The sequence below is a fragment of the Ruminiclostridium sufflavum DSM 19573 genome (assembly GCF_003208175.1).
GTDB classification, from domain to species: domain Bacteria; phylum Bacillota; class Clostridia; order Acetivibrionales; family DSM-1351; genus Ruminiclostridium; species Ruminiclostridium sufflavum.
The window spans coordinates 161,371-178,703 of sequence record NZ_QKMR01000002.1 but is presented as its reverse complement, the minus strand read 5'-3'; the positions used below and the strand labels follow the sequence as shown (position 1 = coordinate 178,703).

Sequence of the window (17,333 nt, the reverse complement as noted above, 5' to 3'; positions counted from 1 at the left end):
TATGAAAAAGGATATTTTAAGTTCAGAAAAAATGGGAGTAATGCCTATTGGAAAGCTGCTGGCAAGCATGTCAGCTCCTGCAATGTTGTCCATGTTTGTGCAATCCCTTTATAATATTGTTGACAGCTACTTTGTATCAAAGCTAAGCAGCGAAGCCTTTCAAGCCGTATCAATTGCTTTTCCGATGCAGCTTTTGGTTTTTGCTTTTGCAATCGGCGTAGGAATAGGAACAAACTCTCTTGTAGCCAGAAAGCTAGGCGAAGGAAAGGCTGACGAGGCTTCTGCCACAGCATCAACCGGTTTATTTCTGGCAATAATAAACGCCGTTATATTTGCCTTAATAGGCCTGATATTTTCAGGGCCTTTTGTTACTTTGTTTTCCGATAACCCTGAGGTCATATCCTTAGGTACAACGTATCTTACCATCGTGACCTCCTGCTCTGCCGGAATGTTCGTTGAAATACTTTGTTCAAAAACCCTTCAGTCCACAGGAAATATGACAATACCAATGATTTCCCAGCTAATAGGAGCTATTCTGAATATAGTTTTAAATCCACTGCTTATCTTTGGTTATCTGTTTTTCCCGGCACTTGGTATAGCCGGCTCAGCAGTTGCAACAGTAATCAGTCAGCTTACTGCAATGACATTTGTAATTGTAATGCTTACCGTAAAAAAGCATGATGTCCATCTCACACTGCGGGGCTTGAAAATAGTGAAACAAAACATAATAAGCATTTATGAGGTAGGTGCTCCTACTATTGTTATGAATGCTATTGCTTCTGTTACTACAACCAGTCTAAACTTCATACTGATGTCCTTTTCCGAGGCCGCAATTTCCATACTGGGTATTTACTTTAAGCTGCAATCCTTTGTATTTATGCCGGTATTTGGTTTAATCCAAGGTGCTATGCCCATAATGGGTTACAATTTTGGTGCAAATAAAGAAAAACGCTTCAAGTATACCTTCTATTTGACTTTGTCAGTTGCTTCCGTCATCCTTGTAATAGGCTTAATTATATTTCAGGCATTCCCTGATAAACTATTGTCAGTGTTTGACCAGAATTCAGATATGGGTATTTATGCTCTCAGAGTCATAAGCATCAGCTTTATTCCCGCGGCATTTGGTATTGTTATATCCTCAATGTTCCAGTCAATAGGACATGGCTTTAAATCTCTCATAATGTCATTGCTCAGACAAATGGCGATTTTGCTGCCCTCCGCATTTATTTTCGGAAAGCTGTTTAAGTTAAACGGTGTTTGGTTTTGCTACCCGGTCGCAGAAATAGTATGTGCCTTGATATTTATTCCCATTGCCTTCAAGGTAATTAAGGACGAATTTAACAGAAAGAAATCCTTTATTTGATAGGTTTTGTTATTTAAATTTACAAATGGTTTTTACAATATAATGCAAATCATCATTTTCTTTAAAAAAATAAGTTCCGGTACGTATTTTTTGTGAAGCATTGTAAGAAGCCAAAACGGAATTAAACTCTTTTTCGCTGGCAATAACACCTTTTTCAAGCAATTCCTTTGCCACCTCTTTTGACCCGAATCCGCTTTGAACCGCAACGCTTATGCTTCTTTCCTCTAAAGTGCTCTTATCCTGAACCTGCTCGTCTGTCGAATCAGCTGCTTTACCCTTATTGCTTTCGGCTGATTTGGCAGTATTGACAGCTGTGTTTGAAGATGCATCTGTACTTGCAGCTGCCTTTGTATCAAATGCGGTTTTTTCATCAGATGAATTTTTACTTATTAATAAATCAGACGGTTCTACCAGTCCATAGCCTTTAGCCATACTGATTATTTCCTGCCTGCTTAACTCTTTTTGAGTTCCCGAAGAATAAATCATTCCTGCAATTGAAGTTATTATCATTCCTATTCCGATTCCTAAAAAAATACTTTTCTCATGTAGTTTTCTCATTATATTCTCCATTGTCCCGTCTGTCAAAAAGTTAAATCAAAAAGCAAATTCAGTCCTAAACTGCGTAAAAAAGCCAGCTTAAAAGCTTATTTCACCTGAAAAGGCGATATATCATCCCAATATCTATCGCTGCAAATGCTTAAACCGTAATTGACTTTAATCAATTACAACAGGCTAAAAAGCAGAATCTGCCTGTCAATTATTTGCTTAGCCCTCTTATAAGGCTAATCTCACCTTTTCCTATCCTCAATTTTTCAGATATTTCTTCATCACTCAAGCCTCGCTCAATCAGCTCCAGCACTTTACTTCTTTTTCCGCTTAAAGCCAGCTTCGGTTTTTTCAAGTCTATATTGTCTTGATTTTCAGCATCCTTTTCAGCACCATCGGCATCAGGCTCTGTAGCTTCATTTTGAGACACTATGCCTTTTGTATCAATAACCATGCTTTTATTTTGAAGCCACGCCTCATTATATTGCAGTATCAAACCCTTGTTTTGATATACTGAATTATCCTTTTGCTGCACAGAATCCTTGGGTTCATATATCACACCTCTGTTTTTAAGTGCAGTATCCTTTCTTTGAGCGACCTCATCAAGAATAGGAGGTTTTTTGTCATCTGGCAATTTGCCCTGTTCTGCTGCTTCCTGAGTATCCTGCAAAATTTTTTCCTCTTGCGCCTCAGCCGGCAATTTTTTTTGTTCCTGTTCATTTCCCATTGGAAGTTCTTTACTATTAGGGCTGGTATTTTTATTAAAAAATTCCTGATTCTTTTCAGATATCATTGTTACCACATAGTCGGACATCTTGTTAAGCTCCTGAACCATCTCTTCAGAATCCTGAATCAAGTTAAACATTTCATCCTTTTTTCGATCAAATTCCTTAAAAAAATCTTTGCCGCTTACCCTGTCCATAATTATTAAAAATATGGAGCCAACTACAAGTATTATTCCCAGAAATATTATACATACATAAAATGCTTCCATATTCACCTCAAGTTGTTATATCTTTATATCGATAGTTGGAACAATTTCTGTGCTCTTTTTCTGCTGCTTTTTTTTGTCCTTTTGTTCTTTTGATTTATCTCTTTCCTGCTTTTCTTCTACCTTGCCGCCATGAACATTTTCCCTGGCAACTACCTGCTTCAGGTTATTGTCCGCCCGGTCCCTGTTTTGCTCGGCTAGCTGCTGATTTACTGCCTGATGTTTATTTGCCTCATCACTATATGTTTTTGATAATTCAGATGTTTTTGTATACATTACTTGAAAATCCACAGGTCTGATAGACATCCGACCGCCTCCTAACCAATAGCTTACCGCTTACTTGTCAATGGCTCCTACACGAATATCTGCGCCATCTCTATACAAAGTACAATATTGGAGATTTTCTTTAACGTACATAACACATGTACCTATGGTTACCTTTACCCCCGGATATATAAAGCTTGTTCCGCGGATCTTTCCGTCGCCATCCTGCTTGAGCTTCTCATCCAGAACATCTATTTCTCTTTTTACCTCCTCCAAGCGAGAAGATAAAAATATTTTTGTTCTGACACTCTTCGTTAATATCTCCTGTTTATCTGGAGTAAGTGCACCTGCAGCTTCCAGCTTTTTCAACAGGGTTATTGCCTGATCCGCCTTTTTTATATCACTTTCCATTGAAACCAATTCATCTTTTGCTTTTTTGTAATCTTCTCTTACCGTAGGGTCAATCCCCACTTCAAGGTCTGTAGGAGTAGCCATATGAGAACCTATTACCTTGGCTATTATAATTTTACCTACCTTACATGAACCACCGACCAATAAGCCCTTTCTTCCGGTCAATTCAAGCTTATTTCCACATTTAATATTACTATGAAGTACGGCTTCAGACTGAATATTATTTTTCGCCTCAACATTGCAGTATTCTATATATCTGGCAACTATATCACCGCCGGCAACAAGGGTTCCCTTTCCCATGCCCTGCATACCTCTTCTGAGAATAATATTTCCGCCGGCTTTTATTGTGGCACCCTCAACAACGCCATAAACCTCAACATTACCGCCTGCCTCAACTGTAAATCCGGATAAAACATTTCCTTTAATGATAACACTTCCTACAAAGCTTATATTTCCTGTAGAATTATCTACATCCGCCGGAACTTCATGATTGGTATAAACACTGACCTTTGTGGCATCCAGATATTCTACCTCTCCCTCTGTGGCAGCATATAAAGCCTGTCCGTCCTTTGATACGGCAACATTTTTACCTCTTGGCAGAACAGCGGGTTTGCCGTTAACCGCATTGAGAGTCCTTCCTTTTACTGTCATTCCGTTAGTTCCCATTAAGGCAGGTTCAAGTGTACAGAGAATCTGTCCCTCCTTAACCGACTGTATCAGGTTTAATTCCCTGTAGTTGATTCTTCCGTCATCTAATATGGTTGGAATATTTGCAACTGTAGTATTAAAATGATACTTTACCTCACCGTTTTTACCATTTTGCGCCGCTACTCCTTCAGCCACACAAATTTGCTGATTATATACCGGCTTCTCGGCATATTGCTTTAAAACATCTTCCTTAATACCGTATATAATTCTTTGGATTGCAAGAGCCCTGAGCATATCTTCTTTTGTGACGTTATTGTTTGCGTCACCCTTGTACAAAGTTATATACGCTTTCAATTCATCCGGTGAAACACTTACTAATATTTTCAAGTCATCCTGTTCCGCCATGTTAACCTCCCACGCCCCATCTGGACATAAAAATATATTAAAAAACTTCAACATAAAACTTCAATGTATAGAAATGTCGGTCCCTCTCAGCTTAAAAATTACAGGCTGAGAACTCCTGTCTATGTTCTCACGATTCGAGCATTATTCTATGTCTGAATAACTTTCCTCTCATTCTGAGCAATGCTTTAGTATGGAGCTGTGAAATTCTGGATTCGGTTACATTCATAATAGCACTTATTTCTTTCAAAGTCAGTTCTTCAAAATAGTAAAATGTTATAACAGCCTTCTCTTTTTCAGGTAATTTATCAATAGCTTCAATAAGAATTTCCTTTATTTCTATGTTTTCCAATGCCGCCTCAGGCTTGTCATCAGCACTGTCACTTACTATTTCCAGACCTCTTTCATAATTCTGTTCCATAAATTCTTCAAGAGACATCATCGACGATACATTAACATCATTTAACAGCTTGTAAAATTCCTCCATGCTAATGCCCATTTTTTCAGCGACTTCCTTATCTGTAGCAGAATGACCAACCTCATTTTCTATTTCGGCATAAACCTTCTCCAATTCCTTGTTTTTTTGCCGTAAGGATCTGGGTACCCAGTCCAAATCTCGAATACTATCTATAATAGAGCCTCTTATTCTAAAAGAAGCATATGTTTCAAATTTTACACCTTTCGTAACGTCAAATTTTTCAATAGCATCAATAAGCCCAAATGCACCATAGCCGACTAAATCATCAAATTCAACATTGGCTCCGAAGTATATGCTTAATCTGCCTGCAACATATTTTATCAAATATGCATACTTAACTATAAGCTCATCCTTTAATACAGGATCTCTAGTTTCTGTATATTTTTTCCATAGCTGATTATTGTTTACCCCCGGCATGTATATCCTCCAAAAATAAATACCTTATGTATCCTTATTCGTTCATTTTTGCTTTAACTGCTTGTGACAAATCAAATGGAGTAAATCCATCGTCAATTTCATCTTCTGTTACTAAATCAAGATTCTTTCCTAAATGCTCCGCTTTCTTTGACTTTAAGGCTGCCTTTGCCTTTTCCAGCATTTCTTCTTCCCTAAGCTTCTTTTCAGCTTCAAGCTTCTGATTATTTTGTTCTTCTATTATATTTGATAATGTATTTCTAATTAAAATTCCTACAATATAGAAAATAATCATAGCCATAATCATACTAATACATGTTTTATTTGTATCAGCATTATTAACTATGCTGATAGCACCCGTTATAATAGATGCAATCAATGCAAGCAGAAAAGGAATTTTCATTATTGTCTCCATTCTTACCTCTTTCGTTGTTAAACTATCATGCAAAAAATAGCTGCTTTTTCAGGTCACCGGCTAATATCTTAAGTTTGAGGCTAAACCTATCTAAAAGCCGAAAAATAAAGCCAAACCAAAACTGTGTTCAATACCGGCTTAAAAAGCACAATCGCTATAAAAAGACGGTATGCAGCATCTCCATATTGGGAAAAGGCTCCCTGAACTATAAATAACTGGCCTCAGGGCAAGCAACAAGTTCTCAAAACCAGATTATTGTTTATCACAATTGCTTAACACCAAATCCAATAGTCTTTATCATTAGTCTGCCATCTTCGGAATAAAGTTCAATAGTCCTTCCATAATTGCCGCCGGTATCCTCAGAAATTATAGGGATATTCAATTCTGCCAGCTTCTCCTTTGAAGCAACCACATTTCTGTGTCCAATCCTCATCAAATCTGATCCTCCGTTAAATACGAACATCTGTGCTCCGCCGGCAATCTTTGCCACTATTCTCTCTCTCTTTGCTCCCAGCTTTACCATATCTTCTACAAGTTTTACAATAGCTGTATCGGCAAACTTTGCAATATTACTGTTGTTTTTGGCTTGTTCACTGCAAGGTAACATGACATGGGCTAAACCGCTTACTTTGGTTTTGGAATCATACAATGCAACTCCAACACATGAACCAAGTCCAAGTGTCGTAATCATACAAGGATGAAGTGCTGAATTTAAGTCAGCCATACCAACCTTCACTATTTCAATATCCATTATCCTATAACTCCCAATGCTTTTAATAATACCTCGTATGAATCAACATCCGGTATTAAAAGAAAGTCCCCGAATACTTTTGTAATCCCCTCGCTGAATTCTGTTTCTATGTATAAAACAGAATCTCCTACCTTACCAAATTCAATAGCAGGCACACTTAAAATAGCCCCTGCCATATCAATAGCCAACTCAGGTACGGAAGGCAGTATTTTGAGATTTGTTAATCCTGCCAATGCTGACAAATACGAAGCTGTTAAAATATTTCCGATCTCTTTAAGAGCTGACAATTCAAGCTCATCAAATTCTAAGCTTGATGAATCTTTATTCCCAAAAAGTATATTAACCAGCTGCCTGGCGGCATTTATATCCATTGTAAACATTATACTGCCGGTTATGTCACCGGTTACATTGAGTAATATGCCAACAACCAGCATTTCTTCCCCGCCCAATATTTGGGTTACCTTGTCAAATCCCAATATTCTGGCCTTTGGAACTGCCATATCAACTCTTTTATCCAGCATCTTTGCCAAAGATGTAACCGCATTGCCCGCACCAATGTTTCCGATTTCTTTAAGTACATCCAGCTGCAAATTATTTAACTCCTCAAAACTAATTGTCATTGCTTATACCTCATATAAATATTTTAATCAAAGTTTAACTAATTTTTCAAAATTCAAAAGTGTAACTATTTCTCCGTCAACCTTTCCAATGCCAAGTATATAGTCAGAATCAGCATTGTTTATCAAGCTTGAAGCGCTCTCTATAGAATCGCTTGTAAGCTGAATTGTTTGAAGCACCTGATCAACAACTACTCCTATCGATACTTCCTCAAGCTTAAGAATAATAATTCTTGTTTCCTCCGTTTCTTCTGTCGGTGGAAGATTGAATTTAGCTCTTAAATCCATTACGGGAATAATATCGCCTCTTAAGTTAATTACGCCCTTAACAAAATCAGGTGTTTTTGGAACTCTTGTTATGGTTTTCATTCTGTCAATTGTTGTAATTTTAAGTGAATCAATTCCAAATTGTTCATCGCCTAAGCTGAATACAATAAATTGTTTTGTTTCAAATTCATAAACCTGTTCATCTGTCATAATAACCTCCACGCCCAGTTTGGGCACAAAAATTTAGTAAAGCCTTGTGGCAGGCCTCTGTCTCACAGCGGCTTGCTATTTATTTCTTGCCGCCGTTTCTTATTTCCTTCAAGCTAACCTCCACGCCCAGTTTGGGCACAAAAATTTAGTAAAGCCTCGTGGAGGTACGCCAGCGTTTTCATAACTCATCCTTCACTGATAAAAAGTCATTTATGGCTTTTTATCGCTCGAAAATGCACTATGTTTGTACAAACTTTGTTTCCAAGCTTTTAAGTCTAAGCCTCATACCTCGAATTATGTATTTTAACAAATTTTACTTAACAATTTTTATTTAACAATTAAGTTATTGAATTTACATCAATTATCAGTGCAACGCTTCCATCACCGAGAATTGTAGCCCCTGCAAAATATTTGATTCCGGATAAAAGCTTTCCAAGTGATTTTATAACTATTTCCTGTTGTCCAATAACGCTATCTACTACCAAGCCTGTAAGCTTCTCACCTTTTCTGACAATTACTATCTTCAGCTGCTTTTTATCCTTAGCTTCTTCCTCCTCAATATCTAATGTATCAGCAACTCTTGTTATCGGAACAACCATATTTCTTAGTAAGATTATTTCCTGTCCCTGAACTGTCTTAACCTCATCTGCAGGCCAATTGTATATCTGATAAATCGCACCTAAAGGAATAAAATACTTTTCATTTCCTACATTTACAAGCAATGCCTGATAAATCGCAAGGGTAAGGGGTAATTTTATTATAAAGCTACTGCCTTTATTCTTCTGAGTCTCAACCTCAACGGTTCCTCCAACTTGTTCAATCTTGGTCTTAACAACATCCAGTCCTACCCCTCTTCCCGAAAGTCCTGTAACCTTATCGGCTGTGCTGAAGCTTGGTCTGAATAATAGCTCTATTGCTTCCTGCTGAGTCATAGCCGCTGCTTCTTCTCTTGTAATTATACCTTTTTCAACTGCCTTCGCCTTTGTCTTTTCTGTATTTATACCCTGTCCGTCATCTGAAACCTCAATAATTACATTATTTCCGGATTGATAAGCAGTAAGATTTATTGTGCCTACTTCCGGTTTTCCCAGCTCTTTTCTTCTCTCTGTAGATTCAAGTCCATGATCACAAGAGTTCCTGAGCATGTGAATCAATGGATCTCCAATTTCATCTATTACTGTTCTGTCAAGTTCTGTTTCCTCACCTGACATAATCAATTGGATATCCTTGCCTAAATCCTTCGCAATATCTCTGACCATTCTTGGGAATCTGTTAAATACTGTTTCGACAGGAACCATTCTAACCTTCATAACAGCATCATTTAAGTTAGTAGTAATCCTTTCAAGATACTCAATTGTTTCACGGTATTCCTGTGCATTCGAAGTAATATCCGATTCTTCCAACCGGGTTTTAGTTATTATAAGCTCTCCGACAAGATTCATCAGTACATCCAGTCTGTCTATGTCAACTCTTACAGTTCTTTGAGCCTTTTTAGGAGCATTGCTCTGCTTATGTGCATCATGCACATTATCCTCTTTTGCCGCTGTTTTTTCAGCCTGCTCAGCCTTTTCTTCAACTTGAGCCTCAACCTTCTTAACTGTATCGGAAACTGCGGAATCAACTTTAAATTTACTCAAGGCAGTGACTAAAACTTCTTCAACTTCGGCAATCGAATTAATTTCTTTAGAGAAGAGATTTTCATTTTCTTTTGACAAAACAACCACCGTAAATTCAGAATCAAACTTTTCATCTTCTATATCTTGAACGTTAGGCTGTGCCTTTACAATCTCTCCAAACTTTTCCAGTGTCTGAAAAATTACAAAAGCTCTTGCTGCTTTTAATAAACAGCCTTTGTTGAGTGCCACCGTTATTTTAACAGCATACATTCCCATATCAATTGCCTTGTTTACGGCATTCTTTTCAAATTCATCAAATTCAAGATTTCCGGTTATGTATTTAGAATTGTCATTCGACTCATTATTAACACTAGTCTTTTCATTCACAGGAGCACTGCTTACCATACCTTTATTCTCCAAAATGGACTTCAGTGCTGAAATAATATCCGTGCATTCCTTATCGCCTTCTCCGCTGGTTGCCACAACATTACTTACATAGTTTTCAAGTGCATCAAGGCATTTAAACAAAATATCAACCAGCTCTGACGTTACTGTAATTTCATTATTTCTTATAGCCTGCAATACATTTTCCATGTCATGGGTTAACTTTGTCATCTTTGTAAAACCCATCGTTCCCGCCATTCCTTTAATTGTATGTGCTACTCTGAATATTTCATTCAGAACGTCCTTGTCCTCAGGATCCTTTTCAAGCTGTAAAAGGGATTGATTTAAGCTTTGCACATGTTCATTTGATTCTTCGATAAATATTTGTAAATACTGAGACATATCCATACTAACGCACCTCCAAGAATTGAATAATTTCATCTGTAATCTTATTAAGCGATACTATCTTGTCTACTGCTCCTGTCTGAAATGCCATCTTCGGCATACCGTATACTACGCTTGATTCTTCATCCTGCGCTATAATAAAGCCTTTATTTATATCCTTTAATTTCCTTACTCCTATACTCCCGTCAGATCCCATACCTGTTAAAATAACACCGATAATATTTTTAAATCCTGTATCGGAAAGCGAACTCATCATAACATCAACTGATGGCCTATGTCCGCTTACCGGAGGAGATTTGTCCAGATTTATCAAGATATCTCCGTTTGCACCGGTTTCTAACAGCATATGATAATCCCCCGGTGCAATATATACATGTCCTGCTAACAGCCTCTCCTTATCCGAAGCTTCCTTGACTGCAACCTTGCTTTTGGCATCAAGCCTCTCAGCCAAAGTATTTGTAAAGCCGGGAGGCATGTGCTGCACTATCAATACAGCTGCAGGCAAATTGTCAGGCAAGTACGGTATCACACTTTGCAGCGCTTTAGGACCTCCGGTAGAACATCCTATAGCTATAATATATTTTAAGGCGCCACCGCTCTTAACCGGTTTATCAATATTAGTTTTAGTGCTATTCTTGGAGTTTTTCAATCCAATATTGCTGGCAACAATAATCTTTTCAATTATTTCGTTACGCGCTTTTTCGTTCTTTATATCAAATATATTTTTAGGCTTTGCAATAAAATCAATTGCGCCTTCATCCAGGGCCTTAATTGTGAGTTCTGCCCCATAGCTTGTACCACTGCTGATCATAATTACAGGCTTCGGAGATATTTTCATAATCTCCTTCAGGCAATTTATACCATCCATAACCGGCATCTCAATATCCAGAGTTATAACATCAGGATTCAGAAGACTAATCTTGCTAAGTGCATCTCTTCCGTCAGCAGCAGTTCCAATGACGGTAAGAGAAATATCCTCCTCTATTATATCTGACAGCACTTTTCTCATAAATGCAGAGTCATCAACCACTAACACTCTTATTGCATTACTTTTCTTTGTTTTTAAATCCATGGGTTACCTCAACTTTTTTTAAAAGTAATGTTTGTTATATAATCTGACATTTTTTATGTATTTTCGCGTATTTTCACTAATTATAGTATATCACTATGTCAATTAGTAAACAAGCCGACAAATCTATTTATAAAACCTTTTATACCAAGCTGTTCAACACTTGTCTGCTCCAAATTGTTCTTTATAAATATATCAGCAATATCCTTTATTAATTTGCTGGTATTGCTCTTAGGATAATTCAGTATGTATGGCTTTTGCAATTTCACAGACTTGGTAAATGAGTGATCATACGGTAAATATCCTATTGCATTCAGCTTCATAGATAAAAATCTTTCTGCTACAGCAGAAAAATTATTATACACATTTTTAGCCTCATTTTCACTGTCTGCCCTGTTTATCAGCACATTTATATTGCAGTCTTTCTTTATACGGGATACGGTTTTAACAACAGCATACGCATCTGTAATTGAGGTTGGCTCCGGTGTAACAACCAAAATCACCTCTTCAGCCGATATGACAAAATCCATGACAGTGTCCGAAAGCCCGGCACCTGTATCTACCAGTATATAATCTGCTATATGATCAAGCAATGACATATTTGCAATAAAGCTTTCCAAAGAATTTTTATCGAGGTTAATTAATTCCTGTACACCTGATCCTCCCGAAATAAACTTTATATTATTTGGTCCTTCACATAATATATCTAATATACCCTTATTGCAGTTTATCAAATCAAGCAATGAATACTTAGGAACTATTCCAAAAACCACATCTATATTTGACAATCCTAAATCAGCATCTATAATAACAACTCTATATCCCTTCTGGCTTAATGCAATAGCAAGATTAACCGTAACGCTGGTCTTGCCTACGCCGCCTTTTCCGCTGGTAATAGTAATTACCTTCGCATGCCTTCTCCCAATATTTTCTGTAGTATGATTGATGTTCTGAGAAGATATGTCATTAGCTTCTTTTTTTATATTATTTACAATATTTCTTAGCTTCTCAGCCTGATCTATCATAATAACCTCCACGCCGAATTACGGCAATAAAATTTAGGATGCTGCTCGTGGCGGTACGCAAGCTTTTTCACTGCTGCTTTATCTACACTTGTAAAAAGCTGTTTATTACTTTTTTTACTGCTCGAAAATGTACAAAGCTTTACAAACTTATTTTCCGAACTGCTAGGCTAACCTCCACGCCGAATTACGGCAATACGATTTGTAAAGTACCGGTATAATTCATTGTCATGTATTATGTCCCAACAAATTTTTTGACAGCTTATCAACATTTGCAATTTCAATATCATCAGGTACATTCTGCCCATTTGTTATATACGAGAGGTTTTTATTTGAGAAGCACTTGGTATTCAATATACTGCCGTATACCGAGGTTTCATCCACCTTCGTAAATATAAGCTTGTAATTTGGTATAAAGCTGTAGTTAGATATTATATCCTTACAATTTCTTGAACTGACTGTTGTGCTTAATACCAAAAAAACATCATCAGCCTTACAAATTTCAACCAGCATTTTCAACTCCTCAAACTTCAGCTTATCTTTATAGCTGCATCCTGCCGTATCAATTAAAATAACATCCTTATCGCTGTATTTATCTATCTCATTTTGAATTTCCAATACTGAATATGCAACTGTTATTGGAATCCCTAATATCTCAGCATATGTTTTCAGCTGATCAACAGCAGATATTCTGTAAGTATCTGCCGTAATCAGACCAATTTTCTTATTGTCTGTAAGCATAAACGAAGCAGCCAGCTTTGCCAATGTTGTAGTTTTTCCTACTCCTGTGGGTCCTACAAAAAGAATTACTGTAGGCTTGCCGTCTGTCCTGAAATTAATCGGCTCCGACTTTCCCAGCAATGAGGAAATAACCGAATGCATCACAATAGTGGCATCATTAATGTCCCTTGGATTACTTCTTTTTTCAACCTGCTTTATAATATCTTTTGCAATATCCTGCTCAACCTCATTCTTTATAAGGTTATTGTATAACAATTGAAAAATTTGAGGCAGCTGCTTCTCATCCTCTTTATTATTATTGTTATTTTTATTATCCGGATTGACAGCATCCATTATTTTATCCAGTATATTTTCAATATTATTTACTTTATTCTCTAAGTCTGTAAATTTTCCCTCTTTTTGTGACGAATTTGTTTTATAAGAATTTAAATTTTCAGAAACAGGTGCTATTTTTGTCAGCTCACGTTCCCTGATTTTGCCTGATTCATCGTCAATAGCTGCCATTACTTCAATCATTGGGCTGGTAAAATATTTTTTTATACCCTTTTGCCTTACCTTCTTTGTATTTAATATTATAGCATTATTTCCAAGATCCATTTTAACTTTTAATAAAGCCTCTTGAGTATCCTTACCCATATAACGCTTAATCTTCATATATTAACCTCCACGCCCGGTTCCGGGCACAAAAATTTGGAAAAGCATATGTGGAGAACCTCTGCTTTACAGAGGTACACTATCTGATTTTTCAACTTTTCAGCCAACCTCCATTTCGCCACCGCCTGCGGCACAAACAGTAAAGAAAAAGTGTCCGGTCATTGCCTGCTTTCCTAAAATGCAAAGAGAACGATGAATACACGAATGCAAACCTCGCATTTCAAATATAACTAATTTATATTAAACATTCACAGTCCCGACAGATTTCACCTCAATTGAGGGATCAATTTCATTATATGACAAAACTACCAATCCAGGTATGACATTTTCGGTAAGCTTCTTTACATATAATCTTACAACCGGCGAAGCCAATACTATTGGCTGGCTTCCAAGCTTCAGCAATCTTTGGACATTTTTTGATAAATTATTTATTATGGTATTTGAAACAGCAGGATCAAGTGCCAGATACGAACCAAATTCTGTTTTTTGTATCGAATCTAATATCATTTGCTCCACCTTCGGGTCTATAGTTATTACATTAGAGCCTTCAGTAAAGAATTTCTGCGAAATTGATCTTCCAAGAGCTTGCCTTACATACTCTGTAAGCATATCCACATCATGAGTCATAGGAGAATAATCAGCCAAGGTCTCCATTATAGTTACCATATCTCTGATTGACACACCTTCCTTTAAAAGGTTGGCAAGAACCTTTTGTATTTCACCTACACTCATTAATTTAGGAACCAGCTCTTCAACAATAGCCGGATAGCTTTGCTTCAAATTGTCAACAAGGGTTTGAACTTCCTGTCTGCCCAATAATTCATGCGAATATTTCTTTATAACTTCGGTCAGGTGAGTTGCAATTATAGATGGCGGGTCAACAACAGTATATCCCAGCATTTCTGCTTTATCTCTCTGACCCTCCTGTATCCATATAGCCGGAAGTCCAAACGCAGGCTCGGTAGTTTTAATACCCTCAAGCTCCTCTTCTGCTTCGCCCGAATTCATAGCCATAAAGTAATCAAACAGAAGCTCCCCTTTTGCTACTTCCGTTCCTTTTATTTTTATAATATATTCGCTCGGCCCAATCTGTATATTATCACGAAGCCTTATAACAGGAACAAGCATACCCAGTTCAAGGGCCAGCTGTCTCCTGATAAGCACAACTCTGTCCAATAAATCTCCTCCCTGATTTGCATCAGCCAGAGGTATTATTCCATATCCGAATTCTAATTCTATAGGGTCTACCTGTAAAAGAGTCACAACATTCTCAGGCTTCCTTATTTCATCGACTTCACTTTCCTGAATCTGAACCTCTTCCTCCTTAACAGCTTCCTTCTGAAGCTGCTTGAGCTTTGTAGCTATAAAAAGCAGCGAAACGGACAGCAAAAGAAATGGTATCGGTGTGAAAAACGGTGACATTACCAAACTGATTACCGCTGCAATATACAAAACCTTGGGATTATAAAATAATTGCTTTATAAAATCACCGCTAAGCTCAGAATCCGCTCCGGCTCTTGTTACAATAAAGCTTGTTGCAACTGACAGCATAAGTGCAGGTATCTGGCTTACCAAACCGTCACCGATTGTTAAAATGGTATAGTTCGAAAGAGCCTCCCCTATAGGTTCTCCTCTCATTACTACACCAATTATAAGGCCTCCCGCTATATTAATAATAGTTATTATAATACCTGCAATAGCATCATTTTTAACGAACTTACTGGCACCATCCATAGAGCCGTAAAAATCAGCTTCTCTTTGAACTCTTTTTCTGCGTTCCTTTGCCTCGCTCTCGGAAATTAAGCCGGTATTCAAATCTGCGTCAATGGCCATTTGCTTACCAGGCATTGCATCCAAGGTAAATCTTGCCGCAACCTCCGCAACTCTTTCCGAACCCTTCGTTATTACAAGGAAATTAACAAGCATGATTATAATATATACAATAAAACCGACTACAAGATTGTTTCTTCCTACCATATAGCCAAACCCTCTGATAACATCACCTGCATGTCCTTCAGCTAAAATGAGCTTAGAAGCTGTTACATTCAAAGAAAGTCTGTATATTGTAGTTATTACAAGTAAAGTCGGAAAAATCGACAAATCAAGAGCTGTTTTCAGATAAATGGTATTCAGTAATATAACAGCTGCAAGAACTATATTGATTGCCAGCAATAAGTCTAGCAAAAATGCCGGAATTGGCAAAATAAGATTTAAAATAGAAACAATAACAACAAGCGGTATAAAAAAGCTGTTAATCTTCGCCATTTTTCGGCCCCCTCTTTAAAAGTCAATTACTATCGGCTAAATATCCTATGGTATCGGACCATAGTTTGGGTCTGAGGCTAAAGCCTCACCTGAAGTCAAAAACAAATTCAAACCGTAGCTGCGTAAAGCAGCCTGCTTAAAAGCTTAATTCGCCTAAAAACGGCATTTTTGCAGCAAGGGCTTTGAACTGCAATTGACTTTAGTAATAATTCAACGTGCATACCGACATTATCCGCCGTTTTTAATTTTATATACAAATGCCAGTATTTCGGCAACAGCCTGATATAATTCAGGTGGTATGGCTTCCCCTATATCAACCGTACTGAAAAGTGTTCTGGCTAAAGGCTTGTTTTCAACAACCTGCACCTTATTTTCCGCTGCAATCTGCTTTATTCTAAGTGCTATATAGTCTTGTCCCTTTGCAACAATATACGGAGCACTTGCCTTTTGTAAATCATACTTAATGGCTACCGCAAAATGTGTAGGATTTGTAATAACTACATCTGCCTTAGGTACATCCTGCATCATTCGTCTCATTGACATCTGGCGCTGCTTTTGCTTAATTTTTCCTTTTATCTCAGGATTACCTTCAGTCTGCTTGTATTCATCCTTCACTTCCTGCTTTGTCATCCTCAGGTTCTTTTCATAATCAAATCTCTGATACATATAATCCGCAAAGCCTAAAATAACCAATGCAAAGGATATTTTTATTGCCACATTAAAAGTAGCATCTCCTATAAAAGATAAAATACTAGGTAAATCTGCATCCATTAGAGCCAAAACTTCATTTGTCTTTGATTTTAAGTAAGAATAAGCAACCCAGGCTACTATAACTATTTTTATAATAGATTTCAACAGCTCAACAAGTGAACGCATTGAAAATATTCTTTTAAAACCACTTAATGGATTTATTCTGTTGCCCTTAATCTTTAAAGTCTCAAATGTAAATAATACACCAACCTGTGCATATCCTACAATTACAGCTGCTAATGCAGCTATCAAAAGCAAAGGCAGCACTGTCTTTGCCAAAACCAGAATTGCATCAATATAAAGCTTTAAAACCAAATTAATATCAAAAGCATCCTTTACCTTAACATATTCAGTAAAAGTATTTTTCATATAAACAGTAAGCTGACCGTATAAATTTGAACCTAATGCCTTTATTGAAACAATCATAATAATTAATATTATTGATGCAGACATTTCTCTGCTTTGAAATATCTGTCCCTTTTTCCGGGCATCATTCTTTTTTTTGGGGGTTGCTTTTTCAGTCTTATCGCCTCCACCAGCCGCAAAAAGCTGATAATTCAGGTTTATACCATGATAATCCTTTTTTGATAGACTCTCATCAATGGTCCTTATCATTCCGACCTCCAAACACAGCATATCATTTATCCATT

16 protein-coding genes are annotated in these 17,333 nt (G+C 37.1%); 1 reads left to right on the top strand and 15 read right to left on the bottom strand.

The genetic code is table 11. The features are described from left to right. Position 1: 1 nt before the first annotated feature. Positions 2 to 1,363 (top strand): MATE family efflux transporter, encoded by a 1,362-nt coding sequence (locus LY28_RS02180; RefSeq protein WP_110460531.1) that lies wholly within the window; start codon positions 2 to 4, stop codon positions 1,361 to 1,363. A gap of 9 nt (positions 1,364 to 1,372) precedes the next feature. Here the strand turns inward: LY28_RS02180 and LY28_RS02175 are convergent, their stop codons facing one another. From LY28_RS02175 to flhB, 15 genes are all read right to left on the bottom strand, one after another. After that, on the bottom strand, positions 1,373 to 1,921 hold the full coding sequence (locus tag LY28_RS02175) for an ABC transporter substrate-binding protein (RefSeq protein ID WP_110460530.1): 549 nt from the start codon (positions 1,919 to 1,921) through the stop codon (positions 1,373 to 1,375). A 199-nt stretch (positions 1,922 to 2,120) separates the two neighbouring features. Further along, a complete protein-coding gene (locus LY28_RS02170) occupies positions 2,121 to 2,903 on the bottom strand; it encodes a DUF6115 domain-containing protein (RefSeq protein ID WP_110460529.1) in 783 nt (260 codons plus the stop codon). 15 nt (positions 2,904 to 2,918) lie between these two features. After that, a complete protein-coding gene (locus tag LY28_RS02165; RefSeq protein ID WP_110460528.1) occupies positions 2,919 to 3,206 on the bottom strand; it encodes a hypothetical protein in 288 nt (95 codons plus the stop codon). 30 nt (positions 3,207 to 3,236) lie between these two features. Beyond that, positions 3,237 to 4,628 carry a DUF342 domain-containing protein gene (locus LY28_RS02160; protein WP_110460527.1) on the bottom strand — a complete coding sequence of 464 codons (1,392 nt, stop codon included), beginning with the start codon at positions 4,626 to 4,628 and terminating at the stop codon, positions 3,237 to 3,239. Positions 4,629 to 4,755: 127 nt separating this feature from the next. Beyond that, the gene (locus LY28_RS02155) at positions 4,756 to 5,520 is read right to left on the bottom strand and encodes a FliA/WhiG family RNA polymerase sigma factor (RefSeq protein WP_110460526.1); all 765 of its coding nucleotides are present in this window, start codon (positions 5,518 to 5,520) and stop codon (positions 4,756 to 4,758) included. Between the two features lie 34 nt (positions 5,521 to 5,554). Beyond that, positions 5,555 to 5,932: a hypothetical protein gene (locus LY28_RS02150; protein ID WP_110460525.1), complete on the bottom strand. Its 378-nt coding sequence runs from the start codon at positions 5,930 to 5,932 to the stop codon at positions 5,555 to 5,557. A gap of 262 nt (positions 5,933 to 6,194) precedes the next feature. After that, a complete protein-coding gene (locus LY28_RS02145; protein ID WP_110460524.1) occupies positions 6,195 to 6,683 on the bottom strand; it encodes a chemotaxis protein CheD in 489 nt (162 codons plus the stop codon). Then, complete coding sequence (locus LY28_RS02140) at positions 6,683 to 7,303, bottom strand: chemotaxis protein CheC (protein WP_110460523.1); 621 nt, start codon at positions 7,301 to 7,303, stop codon at positions 6,683 to 6,685. Before LY28_RS02140 ends, LY28_RS02145 begins: the two co-directional genes overlap by 1 nt. Before the next feature lie 27 nt (positions 7,304 to 7,330). After that, positions 7,331 to 7,777, bottom strand: coding sequence for a chemotaxis protein CheW (locus LY28_RS02135; RefSeq protein WP_110460522.1), 447 nt, complete (start codon positions 7,775 to 7,777; stop codon positions 7,331 to 7,333). A 338-nt stretch (positions 7,778 to 8,115) separates the two neighbouring features. Continuing rightward, complete coding sequence (locus tag LY28_RS02130; RefSeq protein WP_110460521.1) at positions 8,116 to 10,185, bottom strand: chemotaxis protein CheA; 2,070 nt, start codon at positions 10,183 to 10,185, stop codon at positions 8,116 to 8,118. A 1-nt stretch (position 10,186) separates the two neighbouring features. After that, a complete protein-coding gene (locus LY28_RS02125; RefSeq protein WP_110460520.1) occupies positions 10,187 to 11,254 on the bottom strand; it encodes a protein-glutamate methylesterase/protein-glutamine glutaminase in 1,068 nt (355 codons plus the stop codon). A gap of 98 nt (positions 11,255 to 11,352) precedes the next feature. Continuing rightward, positions 11,353 to 12,276: a MinD/ParA family protein gene (locus tag LY28_RS02120; RefSeq protein ID WP_110460519.1), complete on the bottom strand. Its 924-nt coding sequence runs from the start codon at positions 12,274 to 12,276 to the stop codon at positions 11,353 to 11,355. 225 nt (positions 12,277 to 12,501) lie between these two features. Continuing rightward, entirely contained in the window at positions 12,502 to 13,668 is a 1,167-nt protein-coding gene (flhF, locus tag LY28_RS02115; RefSeq protein ID WP_110460518.1) for a flagellar biosynthesis GTPase FlhF, read from the bottom strand. A 240-nt stretch (positions 13,669 to 13,908) separates the two neighbouring features. Then, on the bottom strand, positions 13,909 to 15,933 hold the full coding sequence (gene flhA / locus LY28_RS02110; protein WP_110460517.1) for a flagellar biosynthesis protein FlhA: 2,025 nt from the start codon (positions 15,931 to 15,933) through the stop codon (positions 13,909 to 13,911). A gap of 228 nt (positions 15,934 to 16,161) precedes the next feature. After that, positions 16,162 to 17,298, bottom strand: coding sequence for a flagellar biosynthesis protein FlhB (gene flhB / locus LY28_RS02105; RefSeq protein ID WP_110460516.1), 1,137 nt, complete (start codon positions 17,296 to 17,298; stop codon positions 16,162 to 16,164). Positions 17,299 to 17,333 lie beyond the last annotated feature (35 nt).